Source organism: Mesorhizobium sp. WSM4311 (genome assembly GCF_002295115.1).
Classification (GTDB): Bacteria; Pseudomonadota; Alphaproteobacteria; order Rhizobiales; family Rhizobiaceae; genus Mesorhizobium.
Genome location: NZ_NSFV01000009.1, coordinates 114630 through 139505 on the forward strand (window position 1 = coordinate 114630; position 24876 = coordinate 139505).

The window sequence follows — 24876 nt, forward strand, 5'->3', positions numbered from 1 at the left end:
ATCGACTGCGGGTCCCGATTTCAAATGGTGGCGGCTTTACTGTACCGTCTGGACGGTCTTGTCAATTGGGCCTAAGCTTGCGAAGGGAGGCGCCATGAGAGCCCAACGACGGAACTCGCGCGAGAAGATACTCGCGGCGGCGGCTGATGTTGCCCGGGAATCCGGGCCCGGCAGCCTGTCGCTGGATGCCGTCGCCAGCCGCGCCGGTGTGTCCAAGGGTGGGTTGCTCTACAATTTCCCAACCAAGGCCAAATTGATGCAGGGGCTGGTCGAAGGCTATCTGCGTGATTTCGAGCAGGCGCTGGAGACCGCCAACAGCAACGACGATGGTAAAAATCCGCTCGCCGTCTACATCAGGCTGTCGGCCGATGATTGCGAGGAAAAGCGACCCTCGGCCTCATGGATCTTTTCGGCGATCGCCGAGGATCCCGATTTCATGACGCCGATAAAGACATTCAAGCGGCAGCTTTTCGAACGGCTGAAGGGCGAAACATCAGATCTCAAATCGCTGCTGGTCTGTTACCTCGCCATCGAGGGGCTGCGCAGCATGAACCTTTTCGATTCCGATGTGCTGTCGAAGGACGAACGGGAACTGCTGGTGGCGTCGCTGCTGGAGATCGCCAGTTCGCCCGATGCCCACCAAGCTTCCGGGACGCAATCTTGACGGCTTTCCGCCGGCAGGCACCGGGTTTCCGTCGCAGACTCAAAGAGCCTTGCCGGTGTCAGGATCGAAGAGCCGCAGCGCGTTCTCGCTGAAGGCGAAGCTTGCCGCCTGACCTTTCGCGACGCGGGACGCCGGTGGCAGGCAGGCCGTCAGCCGCTGTGTGCCGATCCGTGCGGTGGTGACCAGTTCGGGACCGGTCAACTCGACGACTTCTATTTCCACCGGCAGTGACGGCGCGGTCGCATCCGCGGCGACCCGCAATGCTTCGGGCCTGATGCCGACCACAACCCGCGCTCCGTCCAACACCATGTCGCGGAAATGGGCGGGCAAGGGCAGGCTCGCCTTGGCGCCATCGATGGCCAGCATGGTCCCTTGAACCGTCGCCTGCAGCATGTTCATCGACGGCGCGCCGACAAAGCCGGCGACATAGAGCGTTGCCGGCTCGTTGTAGATCTCCTCGGGCGTGCCGAGTTGCTCGATCCTGCCGTCGCGCATCACCGCGATGCGGCTCGCCAGCGTCATTGCCTCGATCTGGTCGTGGGTGACGTAGACGACGGTTGTCTGCAGCATCTGGTGCAGGCGCTTCAGCTCGGTGCGCATCTCCAGGCGCAGCTTGGCGTCGAGATTGGACAAAGGCTCGTCGAAGAGGAAGACCTGCGGCTTGCGCACCAGTGCCCTGCCGATGGCGACGCGCTGGCGCTGGCCGCCGGAAAGCTGGCTCGGCTTGCGGTCGAGCAGGGCTTCGATCTGCAGCAGTCTTGCCGCCTCGGCCACCGCCTTTTCGCGCTCGTCGGCGGCGACGCCGCGCATTTCCAGCCCGAAGCCGATATTACGGCGCACGGTCAGGTTCGGATACAGCGCGTAGGACTGGAAGACCATGGCGATGTCGCGGTTCTTGGGGTGAACGCCAAGGATCGAGCGGCCGCCGATCAGTACGTCGCCGCTCGTCGCTTCGGCGAGGCCGGCGATGATGTTGAGAAGCGTTGACTTTCCGCAACCCGACGAGCCGAGCAGCACCAGGAATTCGCCGCTCTGCAGCGCGATGTCGATGCCTTTGAGCGTTTCGACGCTGCCGTAATTCTTGCGGACGTTGCGGATTTCAAGCGCGCTCATGCGTGGCTTCCCTTGGATGCACCGGTTCGCCGTAGTTACGGGGCAAGGTTGATATGGCGCGCGACGCCACCTGCGTCGCGGCTGCAAGCGAGGCGGTCAGCGTCTGGTCCTGCGCCAGTGCGGCCAGGAAGGCCGCATTGAAAACATCGCCGGCGCCGATCGTGTCGATGACCTTGACGTCCGGCGCGGTCGCCGTGACCAGCGCTCCGCCCGGCCCGATGGCGACCGCCCCTTCGGGGCCGCGCTTGGCGACGGCGGTCGCGCCCTTCTTCATGCTGGACTGGATTTGCCGCGCGGCCTCGACCGGATCGGGCAGGCCGGCCAGGGTCACGGTCTCCACCTCGTTGAACAAAGCAAGGTCGCAACGCGCGAGCCAGGTGCGGGCCGCCTTGCAGTTCGCCGGGGTCCAGCCCTCAATCGGCCAGCCGGTGTCCAGCGCCACAGCTATGTCGTGCCCGCTCGCCCAGTCGAAGAACGCGTCGTAGTCGCGGGTCAGATCATCGGTGAGGAAGGAGCCGCACAGCAACGCATAGCCGCCGGTGAGGCGCTTGCCGTCGAGCACCGAAAATACGTCGGCAAGGCTGAAGCGAGGCAGGTGGCCACGCGTGGTGAAAAACGTCCTTTCGCCGTCGGGATGGGTCATGCCGACCGAAAGCGTCGTGCTCTCCGGGCGCACCGGCCATTTGTCGGCGCGGGCGCCGAACGCCTCACGCAGCCAGCGGCCGAACTGGTCGTCGCCGACATTGGCGGCGATCTCGAAATCAATGCCCAGCGCCTGCCAGGCGAGCCCGGTGTTGCCGGCCTGTCCACCAACGCGCAGATCGTCGTGATCGACGACGGTTTCCGTGCCTGCCTTCGGCCATGGCGCGACCGGGCCGACAATCAGGTCGACATTGACATTGCCGATCACCGCGAGCGGACGCATCACTCGCTCCTGGTGATCTTGGTCGAGCGCACGGGCGTGCCGGCATTGTCGACGCGGCTGTCGGCGAAGGCGATCATCAGGCGCTGTGCCACCGGCAGCATGGCGAAGATCGCGGCGAGACCCGAAGCCGGCTTGAACGAGAGCGTGACAGCGCCCGCGACCGGCGATTGTCCGGAGGCGTCGAAGATGATCAGCGGCGCGCCGGCGTCGGCCACGGAAAGGGCCATCGCCGTCACCAGTTCCGCCGTCGGATCGTTGCCGCGAAACAGGATGACGCCGATTTTTGGGCCGAGCATCTCCATCGGTCCGTGCCGCAACTGGCCGCCTTCGAGCGAGAAGCAGGGCAGCCGCGACAGTTCGGTGAGGCCGAGCGCCAGCGCCTCGGCCACGCCTTGCAGGCGGCGGCCGGAGGTGACGATGGTCGTCACCTCCTCCAGCGCTGCGAGCGCTTGCGTGATGTCATTGTCCTGCTTCTGATCCAGTGCGACAAGAGCGGCACTTGGGTCCTCACCCAACGCGGCCAGGATGGCCAGATGCAAGGCGAAGGTCACGGTCAGGCTGCGGGTGGCGGCGAAGGCCAGTTCGGTGCCGCCGGCGCCGACCAGGCAAGGCGCGGTGCGGGCGAGAAAGGAGCCGCCCTCGAGCGTCAGACCGAAAATATCAGCAGTGCTTCCAGCTTCCGCAAACCACCTGACGACCTCCGCGCTCTCGCCGGACTGCGAGGTGACGAGCACCGTCCTGTCGTCCAGCGGCACCGGCTGGCCGAGCTGTTCCGAGAGCGGCAGTGCCAGCGCATCGATGCCGAGCGCGCGATAAAGCGGTTCGACGGCGCGCCCGACGGCATGCGAGCCGCCCATGCCGAGCAGCAGCAGCCGGCCGGTCTTCCCGATCGAGGCTGCGACCTGAGCCGCCATCGCAGCGTTGTTCTCGAACGAAGCACGCGCATCCGCATGCTGGCGCGCCATTTCGCGGTCGATGGCGACCAGTCCGGCCGGTCGAATTCTTGTTGCAGTCATCGTCATCCTTTCACACCGCCGCTGGTCAGGCCCGAGATCAGCGCCCGCTGCATGACGAGGCCGATCAGCACCGGCGGCAAAGCGGCCAGCACGCCGGCGGTGGCGATCAGCCCGTAGTCGGAAACACGGCCGCCGGCCAAATCGGCGATGGCGACGGTCAAGGTCTTGGCACGCTGGTCGGAAGTGAACAGCAGCGCATAGAAGAATTCGTCCCAGGCAAGCAGCACGGCAAACAGCGCCGATGTCGCCATCACTGGTGCCGCCAGCGGCAGCGTGATGATGCGTAGCGTCTGGAACAGGCCGGCGCCGTCGATCATCGCCGCCGCCTCGATCTCGCGCGGGATCGAGTCAAAGCCGGATTTCATCAGCCAGGTGGTGAAGGGCGCCAATATGGTCAGATAGACCAGCGCCAGGCCGAAGACATTGTTGAGCAGGCCGAGATGCGACAGACCCATATAGAGCGGCACTGCGAGCGCCACCGGCGGCAGCATGTAGGTGGCGATGACCATCGACAGCGACCAGCCGATCGCCGGCGTGCGCGACACCGCCCAGCCGGCGGGGATCGCCAGGGCCAACGCTGCCAGCGTCGCCATGCCAGCGATCTCCAGGCTGTTGCGCAGCGACGAGGTGAAGGCCGCGCCGGCGCTGTTTTCGGCGGTCGACAGCAATGTCTGGTAGCGCGAGAAGTCGGCAGCCTGCGGCCACCAGCGCAGCGGCTTGGCGGCGAGATCGGCGGCCGGCGAAATGCTCATGATGAACAGCCAGGCGATCGGCGCCAGGATGATGGCGGCGAGCAGCAGCGCGCAGGCATAGATGAACATGGTGAAGGCGGAGCTTCTGCGTTCCATCAGACGGCACTCCCGGCGGTCTTCTTCACCAATGCCGCATAGGCGACGGCGAGCACGGTGACGAGCAAGGTGACGATCAGCGCCAGCGACGCGCCGGAGCCGGCGCGCTGGAAAGAGAAGGCTTCCTGGTAAACGAGGATCGACAGCGTGCGCGTGCTGTTTGCCGGGCCGCCGCGGGTCATCACCCAGATGATGTCGAAGACCTTGAAGGCCTCGATGGTGCGCAGCACCAGCGCCACCATCAGCGGGCCGGCGAGATAGGGCAGGATGACGAAGCGGAAGCGGTTGAACGGTCCCGCGCCATCGACAAGCGAGGCGGCGGTGATGTCGCGCGGCACCGCCTGCAAAGCGGCGAGCGCGATCAGCGCCACCAGCGGAAAGTTCTTCCAGCAGTCGGCGACGATCAGCGCCGTCAGCGCCGTTCCCGGCTCACCCAGCCAGGAGCGGTAGGCGTCGATGAGATTGAGTTGCGTCAGCGCGGCGTTCAGCGCGCCATATTCGGGATTGTAAATCAGCCGCCACAGCGTGGCGTTGACCACGGTCGGCAATGCCCAGGGCAGGATCATCAAGGCGCGCAGGACGGCGCGGCCGTGGAACTGCTGATTGAGCAGCAAGGCGGCGAGAACGCCGATCACCATTTCGGCGGCCACCGAAATGACGGCGAACAGCGTCGTGGTGACCAGCGTGCGCGAGAAATTCGAGCTCGACAGCATGTTGGCGTAATTGTCGAAGCCGACGTAATTGCCGCCAGTGCCGACCAGCTTGGCGTCGGTGAAGGAAAGACCGACCGTATCGACCAGCGGCCAGCCGATGACGGCGACCATGACCACGAGCAGCGGCAGCATCAGCAACCAGGCACGGGTCGTCATCCAGGTGCTCGACATCAGAGCAGCCTCTCTTCATTCATGGTGATTTCAGACATAGCACGGGCGGCACTCGCGCATGACCCCGGAAGTCGGAACCGACTTCCGGAAAGGATCATGCGCAAGATCAGAAGTGCTACAGCGTCCTTTGCGCGTCCAAGGGACGGGCGGCCCTGTAGTGCCGCCCGCAACTGGAGAACAATGCCTCAGAGGCCACTGTTTTGCGCGGCGGTCTTCAGGGCGTCTTCCGGCGACGATTGGCCAAGCAGCGATTCCTGGATGGCCTGCTGCAGCGCGGTCGACAGTTCCTGGTATTTCGGCGTGGTCGGACGCGGATACATGGCGGCGAGGCCGAGCTTGGCGGCGGCGATCAGCTCTTCCTGGCCCTTGGTGACGGCCGGGTCGTCATAGGACGAGGCCCAGATCGGCAGCGACAGCTTGGCGTACTGGTTCTGCGTCGCCTGCGAGGTCATGTATTCGATGTATTTCCAGGCTTCGTCCGGATGCTTCGAGACCGCGGTGACGCCGAGGCCCATCGACCCGTTGACGGCCGACACCTCGCTGATGCCGGTGACACCCGGCGCCGGCACCACGCCGACCTTGCCCGCGACCTTCGAGTCCTTCGGATCGTTGGCCATGTTGTACATGTAGGTCCAGTTGAGCGCGAAGGCGGCGTCGCCGTTTTCGAAGACCTTGCGCACGTCCTCTTCCAGGAATTCCTTGGAATTCGGGTTGGTGAGGCCGGACTTGTAGCTGTCGACCATGTATTTCAGCGCCGAGAGGCCGCCGCCATTCTGGAAGTCCGGCTTGCCGTCCTTGAGGAAGTCGCCGCCATAGGCGCTGACCAGCGTGGTGTAGTCGCAGATCGCGGCCTCGGCCTGCGACCAGCTCCAGGCGATCGGCGTCTTCAGCAGGCCCTTGTCCTGGATGGTCTTGGCCTGCGCGCCAAGCTCTTCCCAGGTCTTCGGCGGCGTCTTGATGCCGGCCTTTTCCAGGATGTCCTTGTTGTAGAACAGGTATTTGGTGTCGAGAATCCACGGCATGCCATAGTATTTGCCGTCGTACTGGACCGTGGTCCAGGCGCCGGGCAGCACGCCCTTCTTCATGTCGTCGGTGATCTTCGACGAAACGTCGACCAGCACCTTGTTGGTGGCGTATTCGGCCGGCCAGATGACGTCGAACAGCACGACGTCGTAGCCGCCGCCCGAACCCTGGGCCAGCACGGTTTTGTCGTGCAGGCCTTCGTAGGGAACGAATTCGAGATTGACCTTGACGTCAGGATTGGCCTTGGTGAAGGCGTCCGTCATGGCGCGCACGTCGGCCTCGCTGTAGGCGGCCTGCGCCATGAACAGCGCATTGAGCGTCGTTTCGGCGAAAGCGTGAGGGACGAGCAGTCCTCCGGCGAAGACCGCGCCGACCAGTGTCTTGGTGATTGTCTTAAGCATCTTCTTCTCCCATTTCCGGCGTTGACGGGCCGGCGATGCGGGCGTTTCGCTTCGCCTTCCCGGATCCATGTCGCGTGACCTGATGCTTACCCGGCTGACCGGTGGCGACAGGCGGAAGCCCTTGGCCATCTTGTTCTGGGACATTCAGTTTGCATTAAGTCAACTCGCTTGACTTAATTAGTCGATCAATATTCTAATGGAGTCAAGAGGGGAAAAGCCGGTGGATGACATCAGCCCGATCCGCGCCAAAAGCGGCACCAACCAGGAAGGCACCAGCGCACACAACCGCCGGGTCATGATCGAGGCGCTGCGTCTCAATGGCGCCCTGTCGCGGGCCGACCTGGCGCGGGCGACGCAGCTCACCAAGCAGGCGGTCTCCAACATCATCGAAGATCTCGAAAGCGACGGCCTGGTCGTCGCGCTCGACGCGGTGCGCAAGGGCAGGGGGCAGCCGTCGACGCCCTACAGGCTGGTGCCTGAAGGCGCCTTCGCCATCGGCTTGCATATAGACCGCCATCTGACGCGCGCCGTGGCCGTCGACCTGATGGGCAGCGTGCTGGCGCGGGCCGAGGCGAACCTGCCTTTCGATGAGCCGTCGAAGGGTGTCGAGATCATCCTGAAGCTGATCGCCGGTGTGCGCCGTGACCTGGCCAGCATTTCGGTCCAGTCGGAAAAACGGCTGGTCGGTCTCGGTGTTGCCATGCCCGGTCCTTTCGGACTGAAGGATTCGGACGACAAATGGATGATGCCGGCCTGGCAGAAGTTTCCGCTGCTGGAGGCGCTGGCCAAAGGCACGGGGCTGAATGTCGGCCTGCAGAACGATGCCGCCGCCTGCGCCACTGCCGAACGTATCGTCGGCGCGGCACATGGCGTCGACCACGCGGTCTGTCTCTATGTCGGCTACGGCATCGGCGCCGGGCTGATCCTCAATGGCGAACTCTACAGCGGCGGCCATGGCAATGCCGGCGAAATCGGCATGGCGCTGCTGGCGCCCGCCGGACCGGGCTCGACGCCGCTCGAGCACCGCGCCTCGCTGGCCTCGCTCTACCAGCATCTAGGCCTCAATCCGGCGGACAGTGATATCTACGAACAGATGAACGCCCTGGTGCTGGCCGAGGATGCCAAGATGATGGCCTGGATCGACGGGGCAGCGCATGATCTGCGCTGGAGCGTGCATCTCATCGAGACGATCTTCGATCCGCAGACCGTGATCCTGACCAGTGGCGCGCCGGAAGCGCTGGCGCGCCGGCTTGTCGAGGCAATGCACCCGCTGCTGCCGTCGATCGCCGACCGGCCCGCAAGAATGTTGCCTCGCCTGCAACTCGGCACCACCGACCCCTGGTCGATCGCGCTCGGTGCGGCCGCGGCGCCGATCAGCCGCGCCTTCGATCCGCTGTTCTCGGCGATCCTGAAGACGCGTTCCGCTCCGGCATAGGAGCTCCCAAGGCGGAGACCCTTATTTCGGCGTCACACAGGGTTCATCGTGCGGACATAGCGTCTTTTCCAGTTCTTTGCTGCAATGCAATAGGAGTGGGACATGGTGGACATAGTGTCTAGTGAGGCGGGCATTCCGAGACCGGATCATCCGCTGGACAGTTCGGGCGGCGCGAAGTGGTTCCTGCCGGCCTTCGGCGTGCTGGTTCTGGTCGGCGTGGTCTATGTCGGCTACGCGCTGAGCCAGGACCTGGCGGTGGCCAAGACCGTGCCGTGGATCCTGCTCGGCATCGCCTTGCTGATCGCGCTCGGCTTCGAATTCGTCAACGGCTTCCACGACACCGCCAATGCTGTGGCGACCGTCATCTACACGCGCTCCCTGCCGGCCGAATTCGCCGTCATGTGGTCGGGGGTCTTCAACTTCCTCGGCGTTCTCACCTCCAGCGGCGCGGTGGCCTTCGGCATCCTGTCGCTGCTGCCGGTCGAGCTGATCCTGCAGGTCGGCTCCTCCTCCGGCTTTGCCATGGTGTTCGCGCTGCTCGTCGCCGCGATCCTGTGGAACCTCGGCACCTGGTTCCTCGGCTCGATCATCGGCGTAGGCCTCGCCAACCAGTTCATGGCGCCGTCCGGCAGCGCCACCAGCGGCGTCGACTGGTCACAGGCGACCAATGTCGGCGTGACCTTGCTGGTGTCGCCGATCATCGGTTTCTTCGCCGCCGCGATCCTGCTCTATGCGATGAAGCTTCTGGTTCGCAATCCGGCCCTCTACGAAGCCCCGAAAGGCAATGCTCCGCCGCCTTGGTGGATCCGCGGCCTGCTGATCTTCACCTGCACCGGCGTCAGCTTCGCGCATGGCTCCAATGACGGGCAGAAGGGCATGGGCCTGATCATGCTGATCCTGATCGGCGTGGTGCCGACGGCCTATGCGCTGAACCGCACGCCCGACATCAACTATCTCGAAGCCTACAAGTCGGCTTCAGCCAATGTCGAAACGGCGCTGGGCAAATATGCGAAGCCCGGCGTCACCGTCACGGATGCCAAGGATGCCAAGGCAGCCGTCCAGGATGCCGTGCGCACCCGCAGCTGGAGCGACAAGACAACGGTCGCGCTGCAGACCTACATCCACAACACGACGGCGGGACTGCAGCCCTATGCGTCGGTCGACAACGTGCCGACCGATCTGGTCAGCAACGCCCGCAACGACATCTATCTGATCGGCGAGGCGCTCAAGCTGATCGACAAGAAGCAGCTGTTGCCGATGCAGGGCGCCGATCTCAAGGCGGTGACCGACTACCACAAGGCCGTCGACAATGCGACGAAGTTCATCCCTCTCTGGGTGAAGATCGCGGTGGCGCTGGCGCTGGGTCTCGGCACCATGGTCGGCTGGAAACGCATCGTCGTCACGGTCGGCGAGAAGATCGGCAAGAGCCACCTGACCTATGGCCAGGGCGCGGCGGCCGAACTCGTCGCCATGGTGACCATCGGCATGGCCGACCGGCTCGGCCTGCCGGTTTCGACCACCCATGTGCTGTCGTCGGGCGTCGCCGGAACGATGGCCGCCAATGGCTCAGGCCTGCAATGGTCGACGGTGCGCAACCTGCTGCTGGCCTGGGTGTTGACCCTGCCGTGCTCGATCGCGCTTGCCTTCGTGCTGTTCATCGTCTTCCGCCAGGTGTTCTGAGCGTCAGACCCTCAAGAGAACGGCGCCACCTGCGGCGCCGTTCTCTTTCTCGGCCTATCCTGCGAAGACCAATGAAGAGTCAGAGCGTGCGTCTTCCCAAGCGGGCGCGCCGCTTCGAACGGTTCAGCTTTCGATGGAATGGTTGGCCGGCTCCAGCCGAGGCTCACCGCCGCACAACGTCCGCCCTGTTACGGCGGCGCAGCTGGCGTAGCGACAACATGTGCAGCAGGATCGAGCTTGGCACCACGAATGCAGGGGTCAGCACACCCGGATAATCGCCTGCGCCGATGCTCTGCACATCCGGGACAATCAACTGCAATGGGCCGGGCGAGGTGATCATGCCCATGGTGATCGCGACAGCGAAGTCGGCAAGCCCGAGGATGTTCCAGAGAGTTGCCGCCCTCCGGCCTTTGTCTGTGCCGGTCGCCACTGCGATCGCAGCCGGCAACGCGAACAAACCGGTCAGCATGTCGCCGATGCCTGCCGGCGCTGCGAAAACGCCAGGCAGTGTGCCACGCAGCCAGGCCGCGATAGCCCAGGTGCCGAACACGCGGTAGAGCTGAAGCATCACGAGCCAGCGCGCTGGCATCGCATCGAGCACCAGCCCGATCCGCTTCGAGAGCAGCAGGAGCGGCGCCCCGATGATCACCGGCAGGAAGATCGCCGATGGCAATACCGGAAAAGACGCGGTGTCCGCGTGGAAGAAGCCGTTGATCGCGGCGCTCCAGGCGAAGGCGAGCCACAGCGTGTCCGGGATCATGATCGCCAGCCAGGTCGTGCGGCGTTGAGCTGGCGTCAGGCTCGTGTGTTCGAGGCCGAGCCACAATCCCAGCGCGATGAGCCCGTGGGCCGCGAGCTGGTGGGCCGTGGTCGGAATGCCGGTGGCCGGGATCGCCGGCCATCTGTAGATCACCAGAAGCCAAAGCAACGTGAGCGGCGCAAACCAGAGCAGGCCGCGCCAGGCGTCACGCGACGGAACGATAGCAGGGGAAACAGCTTCGACGGTCATCAGCGGTACTCCATTAAGCCCAGGGCAATTCCAGGAAAAGTGTGAGCGGTTTTCCGTCTGGAATTGCGTCAAAACAAAGAGTTAGAGCGGTTCGCCGTTTCCATGAAACGGTGAAACGCGCTAGCGCATTTGCCTGCTCAAATGTACGCCCGCTTTCAGCGAGCCAATATCCGCGACAATCTTGATAGGCTGTGAAGAAGAACTTCACAGTCCGGCCGGGCTTGCTCGAAGGCGTGCCTACGCGGTCGCACCGTAGTTTCGCCGACCTGCCGCGGAACTCATGGTGACGGCCAGGCGGATCGCATCCTTGTCCCGCATGCCTGGCAGCGCTTCTGATAGGCACGATGCGCCGCGCCGGTTGATCAACCGGCGAAGGATTCCGTAAGATTGCTCCGCTTGTCCTGGACGCAAATGTCAGGTCGGGTCTTCGCGGTGCAGATCGTGGATGGTGACGCCGTCGGCATTGGTCGGCAGTGTCAGCCATTTGCGATGGCGCAAGGTGCGTTGCGTGTCTTCCAGGCCCGTGTCCCAATGCTCGCGCATCGAGGTGCCGGAGAACTCGTAGTCCTTGGCGTGACCTTCATAGCCCTTGTGCTGGTAGATCAGGTGCACGATGTTGACCAGGCCGGCATCCGAATAGTCCGCGATCAGCGCTTCTTCCGCCGGCGTCAGCTGCTCCTTGGGCACGCGCTTCAGCGCCTCGAGCAGGCGCATCTTCAGGCCATGAATGCGCTTGAAATTGTCGGTGTTCTGGCGCGTGCGGCTGGAATACATGATGTCCTTGTGGCGCGACAGCACGTCCGGCATGCTGCGCGGCAGCACGCCGCGCGCGCTGAACAGGTCGACCTGGAACACCAGCGACGAACGGTCCTCTTCCTGGTCGAGCAGATATTGCAGCGGCGTGTTGGAGACGATGCCGCCGTCCCAATAGTACTCGCCTTCTATGCGGACCGACGGAAAGGCCGGCGGCAGCGCGCCGCTGGCCATGATGTGCTCGGGCCCGATGCGGACCTTGTCGGTATCGAAATAGACGAAGTTGCCGGTCCGCACATTGACCGCGCCGACGCTCAGCCGTTTCTTGCCGTCGTTGAGGATGTCGAAATCGATCAGGCTCTCCAGCGTGTCCTTCAGCTCGGCGGTGTCGTAGAAGCTGGTGGCGCCCTCGGCGCCGGGATGCTCGAACCAGGGGTTGGGATTGCGCGGCTTGAAGAAGCCGGGCTGGCCCATGGTCATGGTCATCCACGACGAGGTACGGTTGCGGATGTCGCGGTAGATGTCGCCTTCCGGCGTATAGGCCCAGATCTTGCGGCCCGAGATGGTCTGCCAGAACTGTTCGAGCCGCTGCAGGCGGCGGCTGGACTCGTTGCCGGCGATGATCGAGGCGTTGATGGCGCCGATCGACACGCCCGACAGCCAGCTCGGCTCGCAGCCGGCATCGGCCAGCGCCTGATAGACGCCGGCCTGGTAGGCGCCGAGCGCGCCGCCGCCCTGGAACACCAAAGCGATGCGGTCATATTGCGCCGAGATCTCCGCGATCGTGGCGGCGGCTTCCTTGTTTCGATAGCGTTCAAGCACGAATTTTCTCCGGCTGGGTTGTGCTGGTTGCGAGCCGGCTGTGATCGGCAAGATAGTCGTGGACAACCTCGCCCAACCCAAGCGTCAAATCGGCCTTGAAGTGGACGGCGGAGACGATGTCGAGCACCCGGCAGCTTGGCCACGTCGGCCATGACGTGGGGCCTGAGATCAAGCGCCGCCGGCGCCGTCCAGGCCTCCTTCAGCGTGATGTCGGTGAGGTAATAGCGCACCAGCTCGCAGATACGCGGGCCGCCGTCGACATGCGGGATGATCTTGATCAGGAAATTGGGCGCGGCGAGCGCGGCGAGCACGGAATCATGATCAGCTTCCCGGTGTTTGTAGCCCATCGTGCCGGTGGCGCACAGAACGCTGCCATAATGCAGCGTGCCGACGATCACCTCGCCTTCATGGACGATCTTGGGATTGGCCAGTTTCTTCGGAAAGCCCCACAGCTCACGGCCGCCGGCGATCGGCGCGTCGTCGTCGAGATACATCGAGTGGACGTAGCCGCCATGCTGGCCCTTGTACTTCACCGGAATGACCTGGCCGGTCTCGGTATAGTCGCCGAAGCCGGTGGAGTCGAGCATGCGGATGAATTCATACTTGACCAGCGGTTCGTCGATCTCCAGGGGCGCCGGCACGACGGCCTCCAGCGCCTCGCGTGTCGTGCGATAGGTGATGATGATGTATTCGCGGTCGAAGAACCGGTAGGGACTTGGCGGGAAGGACGGGTTGGTCAGCGGCATCGCATAGGCGCGCTTCACGACATCGGCGATTTCCAAGCTGCACCCCCAAGGTTCTGTCGGATGAATTTCGTTCAGGAATGACCGCGCGAATGCGCAACCGATTATGTTGCACGGCGCCATGACAGTGCCGTGTCAGCCGAAAGACCATGGTTTCGCAGTGGGGCGAGGCCATGCCGGTGCTGTCGTCTGGCTGTAATCGCACCGACACATGGCTCTGTCATTGTCATGTTGCGACGCACAATTATATGCTGTCATTCCCCTCCCACCGTTCGTGAGATCACCATGGGTTCCCTGACTTCGAAGAATGCCCTCGTCACCGGCTCGACCAGCGGTATCGGCCTGGCCATTGCCCGCGCTTTCGCCGCCGAGGGCGCCAACGTCACCATCAATGGTCTTGGCGACCCCGCGGCCATCGAGCAGGAGCGCTTGGGCATCGAGAGGGATTTCGGCGTCAAGTGCCGCTACTCCGACGCCAACATGATGGATGGGGGGGCGGTAAGCGCCATGGTGCATGATGCCGAGGCGGCGTTCGGCAGTCTCGACATCCTAGTCAACAATGCCGGCATCCAGCATGTCGCGCCGATCGAGGAGTTTCCCGACGACAAATGGGAAGCCATCATCCGCATCAATCTTCTGGCGGCCTTCTATGCCATCAAGGCTGCGGTGCCGGGCATGAAGGCGCGCAAATGGGGCCGCATCATCAACACGGCTTCGGCGCACGCGCTGGTCGCCTCGCCGTTCAAATCGGCCTATGTGTCGGCCAAGCATGGCATTGCAGGGCTGACCAAGACGGTGGCGCTGGAAGTCGCGCAGGACGGCATCACAGTCAACGCCATCGCGCCCGGCTATGTCTGGACGCCACTGGTCGAAAAGCAGATCCCCGACACGATGAAGGCGCGCGGCATGACCGAGGAACAGGTCAAGCATGACGTGCTGCTCGCCGCACAGCCGACGAAAGAATTCGTCACCGTGGAGGAACTTGCCGCGCTGACGCTGTTCCTGTGCTCGGATGCCGCCAGGCAGATCACCGGCACGACCTTGCCGATGGACGGCGGCTGGACGGCACAGTAGAGGGGCAATCGAGCGTCGCGTGTTCTGGCCGGCGCCACGCGGCACCGGCGGGAAGGGTACGGACAGTTCCATGAAAATCATCCAGCTCTCCGACCCGCATCTGATGACGCCGGGTGGGCTGCTCTACGGTTCCGATCCGCTCGCAAGGCTGGAGGCCTGCCTGGCCGACATCGGCAAGAAACATGGCGATGCCGAACTGGTGGTGATCTCGGGCGACCTGACCAATGACGGCGAGCGTGCGGCCTATGCGGCGTTGCGGGACGGGCTGGCGCGATTTTCGCCGCCCTGCCGGCTGATGCTCGGCAACCATGACGACCGGGCGCTTTTCCTCGAAATGTTCCCCGATGCCGCCGCCGAGCAGGGGTTCGTGCAGAGCGTGTTCGATGGCACAGAGGGCCGGCTGATCCTGCTCGACACGCTGGACAGCGGCCATGTCGAGGGCAGGCTCTGCCCGGCGCGCCTCGACTGGCTCGACGAACGGCTGCAAGAGGCGGGCAACCGGCCGGTCTTCCTGTTCATGCATCACCCGCCGTTCCGGATACACATGCCGGTGCTCGATGAGGTCAGGCTTGCGGACGCCGATGCCTTCCATGACGTGCTGTCGCGCCACGGCAATGTCCGCCATATCTTCGCCGGCCATGTCCACCGGCAGATCGCCGGCAGCTGGCGCGGAATACCGGTCAGCACGCTGCGCAGCACCAACCACCAGACCGCGCTCGATTTTTCGCAGAGCTGGAGCCTGGGGCACGAGCCGCCCGCCTATGCCGTGATCTTGATCGATGCGGAGGGGGCGATCGTGCATTTTCACGATTTTCCCGTCGGCGCTGCTGAGCGGGCTCCGTAAGGCCGTCCATCCCTGGATAGCGGTCCTGACGACACAGTCGCCATGGCCGGTGGACAAGTCCTGTGCCGCCGTCGCGGCTGCGGGCTTTTACACTTGTTCGCAGTCTGCGCAGCGACGTCAAAAAGCATTCGGATTTGGACATTAGTCTTGACAGAAATACAGATGTTCAATACCCGTCAAGCGAATGAACAAGCCTGCAATGTGGGAGGAATGAGCGGTATGGCTTCCAATATTTCGTTGACGGGCCTTGCCCGCGATCTCGATGAGCGCGGCAAATCGGGCAAGCCCATCCGCATCGGCCTGATCGGCTCCGGCGAGATGGGAACCGACATCGTCACCCGCGTCGCCCATATGTCCGGCATCGAGATCGGCGCGATCTCGGAACTGAACCTGCCGGCCGCCAGCAAGGCGGTGGACATCGCCTTCCAGGAAACCGGCCATGCGCGTGAAGTGTCGAACGCTTCGGCGATGACGGCTGCCATGGAGGCCGGCAAGGTGGCGGTCACCAATGACGCCAGCCTGGTCATCAACAATGATCTGATCGACGTGGTGATCGACGCGACCGGCGTTCCCGCCGTCGGCGCCGAGATCGGCCTGCGCGCCATGGAGCATGGCAAGCATCTGGTGATGATGAATGTCGAGGCCGACGTCACCATCGGCGCCTATCTGAAGAGCGAGGCCGACCGGCTGGGCGTCACCTATTCGCTGGGCGCCGGCGACGAGCCGTCCTCCTGCATGGAGCTGATCGAATTCGTCTCGGCCATGGGCCATCCCATCGTCGCGGCCGGCAAGGGCAAGAACAATCCGCTCAACATCGACGCCACGCCGCCCGCCTATGAGGAAGAGGCCAGGCGCCGGCATATGAATGTGCGCATGCTGGTCGAATTCGTCGACGGCTCGAAGACCATGGTCGAGATGGCGGCGATCGCCAATGCCACCGGGCTGGTGCCCGACAAGGCCGGCATGCACGGCCCCGCCGCGACACTCGGCGAGCTCTCGAAAGTACTGGTGCCTGAAAAGGATGGCGGCGTGCTGTCCAGGGTCGGCGTCGTCGACTACTCGATCGGCAAGGGCGTGGCGCCCGGCGTCTTCGTCGTCGCCGACATGTCGCATCCGCGCATTTCGGAGCGCATGGAAGATTTGAAGATGGGCAAGGGCCCGTATTTCACCTTCCACCGCCCCTATCACCTGACCTCGCTCGAAGTGCCGCTGACCTGTGCCCGCGTCGTGCTCTACGGCAAAGCCGACATGGTGCCGCTGGCCAAGCCCGTGGCCGAAGTCGCCGCCGTGGCCAAGAAGGACATGCAGCCCGGCGAGAAGCTCGATGCGATCGGCGAATATTGCTACCGCGCCTGGATCATGACGGCGCCGGAAGCGCATGCCGCCAGGGCCATTCCCTGCGGGCTGCTGCAGGGCGGCTCGGTCACCGCGCCGATCAAGAAGGGCGAGCTTATCACCTATGCCAATGCCGCCCCGGCCCCGGGCTCCAAGATCGCCGAACTGCGCGCCCGCCAGGACAAGCTCGTCTACGGAACCGTGGGAGCCTGATCATGGCCGGAGCCAGCAAAGCCGTCGCGGACAGTCGCGCCAACCTGCCTTTCGTCTATCGCCAGTACAGCGCCGAGCAGCTCAAGCAGGTGCTCTACAAGATGTACCTCATCCGCCGCTTCGAAGAGGGCGCGGAGGAGAGCTACACGCGCGGCCTGATCCACGGCACCATGCACCTGTCGATCGGCCAGGAAGCCAGCGCCATGGGCATCTGCATGCCGCTTGGCGAGGATGACCAGATCACCTCGACGCATCGCGGCCATGGCCACTGCATCGCCAAGGGCGCCGAGGTCAAGCGCATGTTCGCCGAGTTCTTCGGCAAGACCACCGGCTACTGCAAGGGCCGCGGCGGTTCGATGCACATCGCCGATGTCGCCAAGGGCAATCTCGGCGCCAACGGCATCGTCGGCGGCGGCATTCCGATCGCCGTCGGGGCGGCACTCTCCTCCAAGATGATGAAGACCGGCAAGGTCGTCGTCTCCTTCTTCGGCGACGGCGCCAACAATGAAGGCGCCTTCCACGAGGCGCTCAACATGGCGGCGGTCTGGAAGCTGCCGGTCATCTTCGTCTGCGAAAACAATGGTTACGGCATGTCGACTTCGACCGCCCGTTCGACCGCGGTCAAGAACATCGCCGACCGCGCCGCCGCCTATTCGATGCCCGGCGTCATCGTCAACGGCAACATTTTCTCGGAGGTCGCCGAGGCCTCGTACAAGGCCGTCGAGCGCGCCCGCGCCGGCGAGGGGCCGACGTTGATCGAGTCCAAGACCTACCGCCATCGCGGCCATTCCAAGAGCGACCGCAACCGCTATCGCACCAAGGAAGAGATCGAGGACTGGATGTCGAACCGCGACCCGATCACGCTATTCGAGAACGAACTGCGGGAATTCGGCTTCATCGACGACAAGGGCATCGAAGCCATCCGCAGTGAGGTGGCGCAGGAGATCGCCGATGGCATTGAGTTCGCCAAGGCGAGCCCGTCGCCCGACGTCAGCGAGACCGGAAATTACGTGTATACGGAGCAGGCGTGATGGACGCGATGGTGCGTGAACTGAGCTACGCCCAGGCGATCCAGGAAGCCATGGCGATCGCCATGGACATGGACGAACGCGTCTTCCTGATGGGCGAGGATATCGGCGTCTATGGCGGCGCCTTCCAGGTGACCGGCGATCTGGTCGAGCGCTATGGCACCGAGCGGGTGATCGACACGCCGATTTCGGAACTGGGCGGCGCGGGCGTTGCGGTGGGTGCGGCGCTCACCGGCATGCGGCCGATCTTCGAGTTCCAGTTTTCCGATTTCGCCACGCTCGCCATGGAGCAGATCGTCAACCAGGCGGCCAAGATGCGCTTCATGCTGGGCGGCGAGGTTTCGGTTCCCGTGGTGATGCGCTTTCCCGCGGGCTCGGGCACAGGCGCGGCCGCTCAGCACAGCCAGAGCCTGGAAGCCTGGCTCGGCCATGTGCCTGGGCTGAAGGTCATCCAGCCGGCGACGCCCTATGATGCCAAGGGCATGCTCCTGGCGGCCGTCGCCGATCCCGATCCGGTGATGATCTTCGAGCACAAGCTGCTCTACAAGATGAAGGGTCCGGTTCCCGAGGGCTATTACACGGTGCCGATCGACAAGGCCGACATCCGCCGCGAAGGCCGCGACCTCACCATCGTCGCCACCTCGATCATGGTGCAGAAGGCGCTCGACGCCGCCGCCACGCTGGAAGCCGAAGGCATCGACGTCGAAGTCGTCGACCTCCGCACCATCCGGCCGATGGACAAGCAGACCGTCATCGACAGCGTCAAGAAGACGTCGCGGCTGATGTGCGTCTACGAGGCGGTCAAGACGCTGGGCATCGGCGCCGAGGTCAGCGCGATGATCGCCGAGAGCGAGGCGTTCGACTATCTCGATGCGCCGATCGTGCGGCTGGGCGGTGCCGAGACGCCGATCCCCTACAATCCGGAGCTCGAAAAAGCCACGGTGCCACAGGTTCCCGACATCATCAGCGCCGCGCGCGACCTCGTCAAAGGGGTTCGCTGAGACATGCCGACCGAAGTCATTCTTCCCAAGGTCGACATGGACATGGCGACCGGACAGATCTCGCGCTGGTTCGCCGAGGAAGGCGCGCGCGTCAAGAAGGGCGATGTGCTGTTCGAGATCGAGACCGACAAGGCGGCGATGGAGATCGACGCGCCGGCCAGCGGCGTGCTGCGCGACGTCACCGGCAAGGAAGGCATCGACATTCCGGTCGGCGCGCCGGTTGCGTGGATTTATGCCGACGATGAGGCTTATGGGGCTGATGTCACTGCGGCAAAGCAGGACAAAGGGCCAATCTCCCCACCCGTGGAGGAGATGTCGGCGAAGCCGACAGAAGGGACCCCGCCAACGTCGCATTCGGTCACGCCCCCCTCTGCCCTGCCGGGCATCTCCCCCACAAGGGAGGAGATTGGCCAATCGCGGTCGGGCGCACGCGCGACACCGCTTGCCCGACGTCTGGCTCGTGAGGCAGGACTTGCTCTTGCCAGCATCATCGGCAGCGGCCCATACGGCCGCGTGGTCAAGGCGGACATTGACGCGGCGATTGCCAAGGGTGGCTTTAAGGAGGCTTCGGCGGTGATTCCTGAGGCTCCCGCCGCTGCTACCGCAGCAGTCCCGTCAGCAAAGCCGATGTCGGACGACCAGGTGCTGAAGTTGTTCGAGCAAGGCTCCTACGAACTCGTCCCGCACGACAACATGCGCAAGACCATTGCGCGTCGCCTGGTCGAGGCCAAGTCCACCATCCCGCATTTTTATCTCACGCTCGACTGCGAGCTCGATGCGCTGCTGGCATTGCGCACGCAGATCAATGCGGCCGCACCAATGAAGAAGACCGAAAAGGGCGAGGCTCCGGCCTACAAGCTGTCGGTCAACGACATGGTCATCAAGGCGATGGCGATGGCGCTGAAGGCGGTGCCGGATGCCAATGCCTCATGGACCGAAAGCGCCATGGTCAAGCACAAGCATGCCGATGTCGGCGTCGCCGTGTCTATCCCCGGCGGCCTGATCACGCCGATCATTCGGCATGCGGACGAAAAGACACTCTCCACCATTTCCAACGAGATGAAGGACCTGGCCAGCCGCGCCCGCAGCCGCAAGCTGAAGCCGGAAGAGTATCAGGGCGGCACGACGGCCGTCTCCAATCTCGGCATGTTCGGCATCAAGGATTTTGCCGCTGTCATCAACCCGCCGCATGCGACGATCCTGGCGGTCGGCGCCGGCGAGGAGCGGGCGGTGGTCAAGAATGGCGAGATCAAAATCGCCACCGTGATGTCGGTGACGCTGTCGACCGACCATCGCGCCGTTGATGGCGCCCTTGGCGCCGAACTTCTGGTCGCCTTCAAACGGCTGATCGAGAACCCGATGGGCATGCTGGTCTAGAAGCCTGTCAAAGCAGCCCTGAGGCTCGTGGGACGCCCGTTCCGCGGGCCCGTATCGTCATGCCGTGAGAGCATTCAGCGCCAGGCTGTTGCCTGATCTGTTTGCCCATGCGCAGTGTCATCCACCAGTCATATGCGCCGTGCAGGGAGGAAGAGACGGGGAGCCGGCCAGGGGCCGGACCGGTCATGCACAGACAAGACAGGAGGTCTCATGAAGACGCTACTCATCAAGCTGCTGGCCAGCCAGCTGGCGCTCGCGGCAACTTTGTTTGCCGGCGTGGCAAACGCCGAAACACTGACGCTCTACACATCGCAGCCGGAAGCCGACGCGGCCAAGACCGTGGACGCCTTCAAGAAGGCGCAGCCCGGCACCGACGTGACCATCTATCGTTCCGGGACCAGCGACATCCTCACCAAGATGGCGGCCGAGTTCGCCGCCGGCAGCCCGCAGCCCGACGTGCTTTTGATCGCCGACGCGGTCTCGATGGAGCTGTTGAAGAAGGACGACCGGCTGCTGCCTTATCCCGAAGCCAAGCTCGATGGCATCGAAGCCGATGCCTATGACGCCGACAAGACCTATTTCGGCAGCAAGCTGATCACCACCGGCATCGTCTACAACACTGCGGCTGCCGAAAAGCCGCAGCATTGGGCCGATCTCGCCAAACCCGCCTATGCCGATGGCCTGGTCATGCCGAGCCCGCTCTATTCGGGTGCGGCCGCCTATCTGCTTTCCGGCTTTGCCGGCGATGCCAACTATGGCTGGGACTTCTTCCAGAAGCTTAAGACCAACAACACCGTCAGCGTGCGCGGCAACGGTGCCGTGCTGAAGTCGGTGGCATCAGGCGAGAAGCCCTATGGCATCCTCGTCGACTTCATGGCGATGAACGCCAAGAAGAAGGGCTCGCCGGTCGAGTTCGTGTTCCCGAGCGAAGGCGTGCCGGCGGTGACCGAACCGGTCGCCATCATGAAGACCGCCAGGGATGTCGACGGCGCCAAGAAGTTCGTCGACTTCATTCTGTCGGATGAAGGCCAGAAGCTGGCACTGTCCATGGGCTATCTGCCGGCGCGTGCCTCGGTCGGCCGTCCCGAATGGCTGCCGGAAGGCGTCAAGGTCAAGGTGATGCCGTTCGACACCAAGGCGATCGTCGCCAAGACCGACGCCGACAAGGCGAAGTTCCAGGAACTGTTCGGCGGCTGAGCCGGCAATCGGGGCGGGATGTCGTTTCGGCGGCATCCCGGATCTCAGGAAACACAACCATGCCAACACGCATCGGGGAAAGCCGGGGCCAGGAAATGGCCCTGACGGCGGCGGTAGCCGTCGTCATCGTACTGCTTTCGCTGCTGCCCATGCTGCGCCTGGTCAGGGAGATCGTGGCACCTGGCGGCACGCTGTCGACCGTGGCCATAGCGGCCGGGCTGAGAAGCCCGGCGACCTGGATCGCGACATGGCATACGCTGGTCGTCGGCATCGGCGGCACCTTGCTTGCGGTGTTGTCGGGAACGATGGTGGCGGTGCTGGTCTCGTTGACCGACATACGCGGCCGCGGCGCACTGGTGCTGTGCTACGTCATGCCGCTGATGATCGCGCCGCAGGTGACGGCGCTGGCCTGGCTGCAGCTGTTCGGCCCGGCAAGCCCATTCCTCAAGCTGTTCGGAGCCGCGCCGCCGCTCGGCACGAAAAACCCGCTTTACTCGACGTCAGGCATCATCCTGCTGTTGGGCGTCCAATATGGCCCGCTGGTGTTCCTGCTGGTGCGTGCCGGCCTGCGCAAGCTGCCGCGCGAACTGGTGGAGGCGGCACGCGCCGGTGGCGCCGAATGGTTCACGGTGCTGGTCACCATCGTGCTGCCGCTGATGACGCCGTCGATCATGGCGGCGGCGGCACTTGCCTTCGTGTCCTGCGTCGGCAATTTCGGCATTCCGGCTTTCCTCGGCATTCCCGCCAACTATCTGGTGCTGCCGACCCTTATCTATCAGAAGCTGACCGGCGGTGGTCCGGCCGTGCTCGGCGACACCGCGTTCCTATCGGTGCTGATCGGCGTCATCGCCATGGCCGGCATTCTCGCCCAGGAGGTGATGAGCCGCCGCCGCGACTACCGCATCTCTTCGACATCGCTGCCGGCCGAGCCTTACGAACTCGGCCGCTGGCGAGCCATTGTCCAGGCCGGCATGTGGCTGCTGATCATGCTGGTGCTGTTCCTGCCGCTGTTCGGGCTGGTGCTGACCTCGCTGGTGCCGGGCTATGGCATCGCGCTCACCGCCAAGACGGCGACGCTCGACAATTATCGTTTCGTGCTGTTCGAGCATGACGCCGCCAACCGCGCCTTCTTCAACAGTTTCTGGCTGTCGATCGCGGCCGCCTTCTTCGCTGTCGTGGTCGCCGTGCCGATCGGCTACCTCATCGCCTGGGGCAAGCAGCGCTGGGTGCGGCTGCTCAATCTGGCGGTCGAACTGCCCTATGCCTTGCCCGGCGTGGTGCTGGCGATCGCCTCGCTGCTGCTCTTCCTCAGGCCGATCCCACTGACCGGCATCCAACTCTACAACACGGTCTGGATCATCCTCTACGCCTACCTCGCCCGCTTCCTGGTGCTGGCGCTGCGGCCGACCATCAGCGGCTATCACCAGATCGACCGGGCGCTGGAGGAGGCCGCGCAGGTGGCGGGCGCCGGCCTGTTCACGCGCATGCGCACCATCATCTTTCCACTGGTCGCGCCGGCGGCGATCGCCGGTGGTCTGCTGATCTTCATGACGGCGCTCAGCGAACTCACCGTCTCGGCGCTGCTGTGGTCGTCAGGCTCGGAGACGATCGGCGTGGTGATGTTTTCCTTCGAACAGGGCGGCGATTCCAACTATGCGGCGGCGATGTCGGTCATCACGGTCGCGGTCACCTTCGTGCTGATGCTGGTGACCAATCTGCTTGCCCCTTACCTTCCCAGCGGAGTGTTGCCATGGCGCGACTGAGCCTGGACCATGTGACCAAGAGCTTCGCCAACTTCGACGCCGTGAAGGACGTCTCGATCGACGTTGCCGACGGCGAGTTCCTCGCCGTGCTCGGACCTTCCGGCTGCGGCAAGACGACGTTGCTCAGGCTCGTCGCCGGATTCGAGAAAGTGAGCTCGGGCGAAATCCGCATCGGCAGCGATGTCGTGTCGAGCAGCGTCGGCAGCGTCGCGCCGGAAAAGCGGCGCGTCGGCATCGTCTTCCAGAACTATGCGCTGTGGCCGCACATGACGGTGGCCGAGAATATCGGCTATTCGCTGAAGGTGGCGAAGCTCGACAAGGCGGTGGCGCGCCAGAAGGTGCAAGACGCGCTGGCTCTGGTCAATTTGCAGGGACTGGGCGAGCGCAGGCCGGCCAATCTTTCCGGCGGCCAGCGCCAGCGCGTGGCGCTGGCGCGCTGTCTCGTCGCCGCACCGTCGCTGGTGCTGTTCGACGAGCCGCTCGCCAATCTCGACGTGCATCTGAGGGCCTCGATGGAGGATGAGTTCGCCGCTTTTCACAAGCGCACCGGTACGACCATCGTCTACATCACCCACGATCAGGCCGAGGCGATGGCGCTGGCCGATCGCATCGCCGTGATGGATCATGGCCGCCTGGCGCAGCTGGCGACGCCGCGCGAGCTCTATCATGAGCCGGCAAATGAGATGGTGGCGTCTTTCATCTCGCAAGGCATCCTGCTGCCGGCGGATGTCCTGACGGGCGAAGACGGCGGCCATTGCAAGGTCAGGGTCCTGGGAACCGAGCTGGTGGTCCGCTGCCGCCCCGGCGAACGGCCGCGTGCGGGAGCCAAGATCTGCTGCCGGTCGGCCGATCTCGACGTCTCGCCGGATGGGCCAGGCTTTGATGGTTTCGTCAAACGGCTGATCTACCAGGGTGGCGGTGCGCGCATCGAATTCGCGCCCGCCGCGGGGCCTGACCTCACCTTGCATTTCGAGCAGCCAGACCCGGTTGCGCTCGGGAGCGGAGCCCAGGCACGGCTGCGCATAAGATCCGGCTGGCTGATCCCGGCGGGGCCCGGTTCGTGATGATGCTGGACCTGCTTGGCGGCTTCGGGGAAAAGGGCCGGACCAGCCTTGCCGTCGGCAGCGGCGGCGACCGCATCCTGCTCGATATAGGCATCAAGGTCGGCGCCTCCGGCGCGGAATATTATCCGGCGCTCGACGGTCCGGTCGACGACATAGACGCTCTTCGTCTCGCACGCCCACGAGGATCATGTCGGTGCGCTGAGCTGGCTGTTGTCGCGCGTGAAGAATCCTGAGTTCACCGACGGCGATGACCCATGGCTTGGCGCGATGATCGCGTCATTGTGGCAATCGCGCGCCAACTGGGCGACAGAAGGCCATTGGTTGAGCGTGAACCTGCCGACCGCGCTGCCGGCGGAAATCCGGCAGCCGCGCATCGGCCGTGACAAGATCGGCCGCACGGCCGAGATCGTGGAAAGCGAAGGCGATCGTACCGTCATCACGGTGGCGCGCGGGCGCGCTCACGCCAGTGAGCCGGGCGACGAGAACGAGGCGATCGATACCGGCTTCGTTAGCGTCAACAGGCTGAACTGGTTTGGCGAAACGCGGCTGGACGAACGGTTTGTGGGCGGGATTCTGGACTGAGCTTCCTATGTCCGACCGTCCCGATCACCAAGCTGTCAGCGGCTAAACCGCGCCAATCCGATGCCTGTGCTTGAAGCCGCCG

General features: G+C 64.2%; 21 protein-coding genes and 2 pseudogenes. 14 read left to right on the plus strand and 9 right to left on the minus strand.

The genetic code is table 11. The annotated features are described in order from the left end of the window. Window positions 1-94: 94 nt before the first annotated feature. Window positions 95-664 carry a TetR/AcrR family transcriptional regulator gene (locus CK226_RS23420; protein WP_095772185.1) on the plus strand — a complete coding sequence of 190 codons (570 nt, stop codon included), beginning with the start codon at window positions 95-97 and terminating at the stop codon, window positions 662-664. 39 nt (window positions 665-703) lie between these two features. Here CK226_RS23420 and ugpC read toward each other — a convergent pair whose 3' ends face one another. The 6 genes from ugpC to CK226_RS23450 form a co-directional block, all read right to left on the minus strand. Continuing rightward, window positions 704-1777 (minus strand): sn-glycerol-3-phosphate ABC transporter ATP-binding protein UgpC, encoded by a 1074-nt coding sequence (gene ugpC, locus CK226_RS23425; protein WP_095793171.1) that lies wholly within the window; start codon window positions 1775-1777, stop codon window positions 704-706. Beyond that, on the minus strand, window positions 1764-2702 hold the full coding sequence (locus tag CK226_RS23430; RefSeq protein WP_095793172.1) for a PfkB family carbohydrate kinase: 939 nt from the start codon (window positions 2700-2702) through the stop codon (window positions 1764-1766). Before CK226_RS23430 ends, ugpC begins: the two co-directional genes overlap by 14 nt. Further along, complete coding sequence (locus tag CK226_RS23435; protein ID WP_095772188.1) at window positions 2702-3724, minus strand: SIS domain-containing protein; 1023 nt, start codon at window positions 3722-3724, stop codon at window positions 2702-2704. The genes CK226_RS23430 and CK226_RS23435 overlap by 1 nt, the downstream gene beginning before the upstream one ends. Beyond that, complete coding sequence (locus CK226_RS23440; protein WP_095772189.1) at window positions 3721-4566, minus strand: carbohydrate ABC transporter permease; 846 nt, start codon at window positions 4564-4566, stop codon at window positions 3721-3723. Before CK226_RS23440 ends, CK226_RS23435 begins: the two co-directional genes overlap by 4 nt. Next, window positions 4566-5450 (minus strand): sugar ABC transporter permease, encoded by an 885-nt coding sequence (locus tag CK226_RS23445; protein WP_095772190.1) that lies wholly within the window; start codon window positions 5448-5450, stop codon window positions 4566-4568. The genes CK226_RS23440 and CK226_RS23445 overlap by 1 nt, the downstream gene beginning before the upstream one ends. A gap of 185 nt (window positions 5451-5635) precedes the next feature. Beyond that, window positions 5636-6874: an extracellular solute-binding protein gene (locus CK226_RS23450; RefSeq protein WP_095793273.1), complete on the minus strand. Its 1239-nt coding sequence runs from the start codon at window positions 6872-6874 to the stop codon at window positions 5636-5638. Window positions 6875-7094: 220 nt separating this feature from the next. Between CK226_RS23450 and CK226_RS23455 the strand changes: the two genes are divergently transcribed. Further along, entirely contained in the window at window positions 7095-8309 is a 1215-nt protein-coding gene (locus CK226_RS23455; protein WP_095793173.1) for an ROK family transcriptional regulator, read from the plus strand. A 102-nt stretch (window positions 8310-8411) separates the two neighbouring features. Beyond that, window positions 8412-9989, plus strand: coding sequence for an inorganic phosphate transporter (locus CK226_RS23460; protein ID WP_095793174.1), 1578 nt, complete (start codon window positions 8412-8414; stop codon window positions 9987-9989). A gap of 163 nt (window positions 9990-10152) precedes the next feature. On the opposite strand, the gene CK226_RS23465 is transcribed toward CK226_RS23460, so the two are convergent. The 3 genes and pseudogenes from CK226_RS23465 to CK226_RS23475 all read right to left on the minus strand — a co-directional run bounded on the left by CK226_RS23465 (window position 10153) and on the right by CK226_RS23475 (window position 13355). Then, window positions 10153-10998 (minus strand): MFS transporter, encoded by an 846-nt coding sequence (locus CK226_RS23465; RefSeq protein ID WP_095793175.1) that lies wholly within the window; start codon window positions 10996-10998, stop codon window positions 10153-10155. A gap of 414 nt (window positions 10999-11412) precedes the next feature. Continuing rightward, window positions 11413-12573, minus strand: coding sequence for a patatin-like phospholipase family protein (locus tag CK226_RS23470; RefSeq protein WP_095772194.1), 1161 nt, complete (start codon window positions 12571-12573; stop codon window positions 11413-11415). Beyond that, window positions 12566-13355 (minus strand): annotated as a pseudogene (locus CK226_RS23475) (acetoacetate decarboxylase). The gene CK226_RS23470 and the pseudogene CK226_RS23475 overlap by 8 nt, the downstream one beginning before the upstream one ends. Window positions 13356-13601: 246 nt before the next feature. On the opposite strand from CK226_RS23475, the gene CK226_RS23480 reads away from it, so the two are divergent. The 11 genes and pseudogenes from CK226_RS23480 to CK226_RS35030 all read left to right on the plus strand — a co-directional run bounded on the left by CK226_RS23480 (window position 13602) and on the right by CK226_RS35030 (window position 24794). After that, a complete protein-coding gene (locus tag CK226_RS23480) occupies window positions 13602-14390 on the plus strand; it encodes a 3-hydroxybutyrate dehydrogenase (protein WP_095793176.1) in 789 nt (262 codons plus the stop codon). Window positions 14391-14460: 70 nt separating this feature from the next. Further along, window positions 14461-15234: a phosphodiesterase gene (locus CK226_RS23485; protein WP_095793274.1), complete on the plus strand. Its 774-nt coding sequence runs from the start codon at window positions 14461-14463 to the stop codon at window positions 15232-15234. A 219-nt stretch (window positions 15235-15453) separates the two neighbouring features. Beyond that, window positions 15454-16782, plus strand: coding sequence for an NAD(P)H-dependent oxidoreductase (locus tag CK226_RS23490; RefSeq protein WP_095772197.1), 1329 nt, complete (start codon window positions 15454-15456; stop codon window positions 16780-16782). Window positions 16783-16784: 2 nt separating this feature from the next. Further along, on the plus strand, window positions 16785-17813 hold the full coding sequence (locus CK226_RS23495; protein ID WP_095793177.1) for a thiamine pyrophosphate-dependent dehydrogenase E1 component subunit alpha: 1029 nt from the start codon (window positions 16785-16787) through the stop codon (window positions 17811-17813). Continuing rightward, complete coding sequence (locus CK226_RS23500) at window positions 17813-18811, plus strand: alpha-ketoacid dehydrogenase subunit beta (protein WP_095793178.1); 999 nt, start codon at window positions 17813-17815, stop codon at window positions 18809-18811. The genes CK226_RS23495 and CK226_RS23500 overlap by 1 nt, the downstream gene beginning before the upstream one ends. A gap of 3 nt (window positions 18812-18814) precedes the next feature. Beyond that, window positions 18815-20188: a pyruvate dehydrogenase complex dihydrolipoamide acetyltransferase gene (locus CK226_RS23505; protein WP_095793179.1), complete on the plus strand. Its 1374-nt coding sequence runs from the start codon at window positions 18815-18817 to the stop codon at window positions 20186-20188. Between the two features lie 210 nt (window positions 20189-20398). Next, window positions 20399-21385 (plus strand): ABC transporter substrate-binding protein, encoded by a 987-nt coding sequence (locus tag CK226_RS23510; protein WP_095793180.1) that lies wholly within the window; start codon window positions 20399-20401, stop codon window positions 21383-21385. Between the two features lie 59 nt (window positions 21386-21444). Beyond that, complete coding sequence (locus CK226_RS23515) at window positions 21445-23148, plus strand: iron ABC transporter permease (protein WP_095793181.1); 1704 nt, start codon at window positions 21445-21447, stop codon at window positions 23146-23148. Then, window positions 23136-24212 (plus strand): ABC transporter ATP-binding protein, encoded by a 1077-nt coding sequence (locus CK226_RS23520; RefSeq protein WP_095793182.1) that lies wholly within the window; start codon window positions 23136-23138, stop codon window positions 24210-24212. Before CK226_RS23515 ends, CK226_RS23520 begins: the two co-directional genes overlap by 13 nt. Then, window positions 24212-24431, plus strand: a pseudogene (locus CK226_RS35025) (MBL fold metallo-hydrolase); the annotation flags it as partial. The gene CK226_RS23520 and the pseudogene CK226_RS35025, both read left to right, overlap by 1 nt. Next, on the plus strand, window positions 24423-24794 hold the full coding sequence (locus tag CK226_RS35030; protein WP_348629097.1) for a hypothetical protein: 372 nt from the start codon (window positions 24423-24425) through the stop codon (window positions 24792-24794). The pseudogene CK226_RS35025 and the gene CK226_RS35030, both read left to right, overlap by 9 nt. The last annotated feature ends 82 nt before the right edge of the window (window positions 24795-24876 follow it).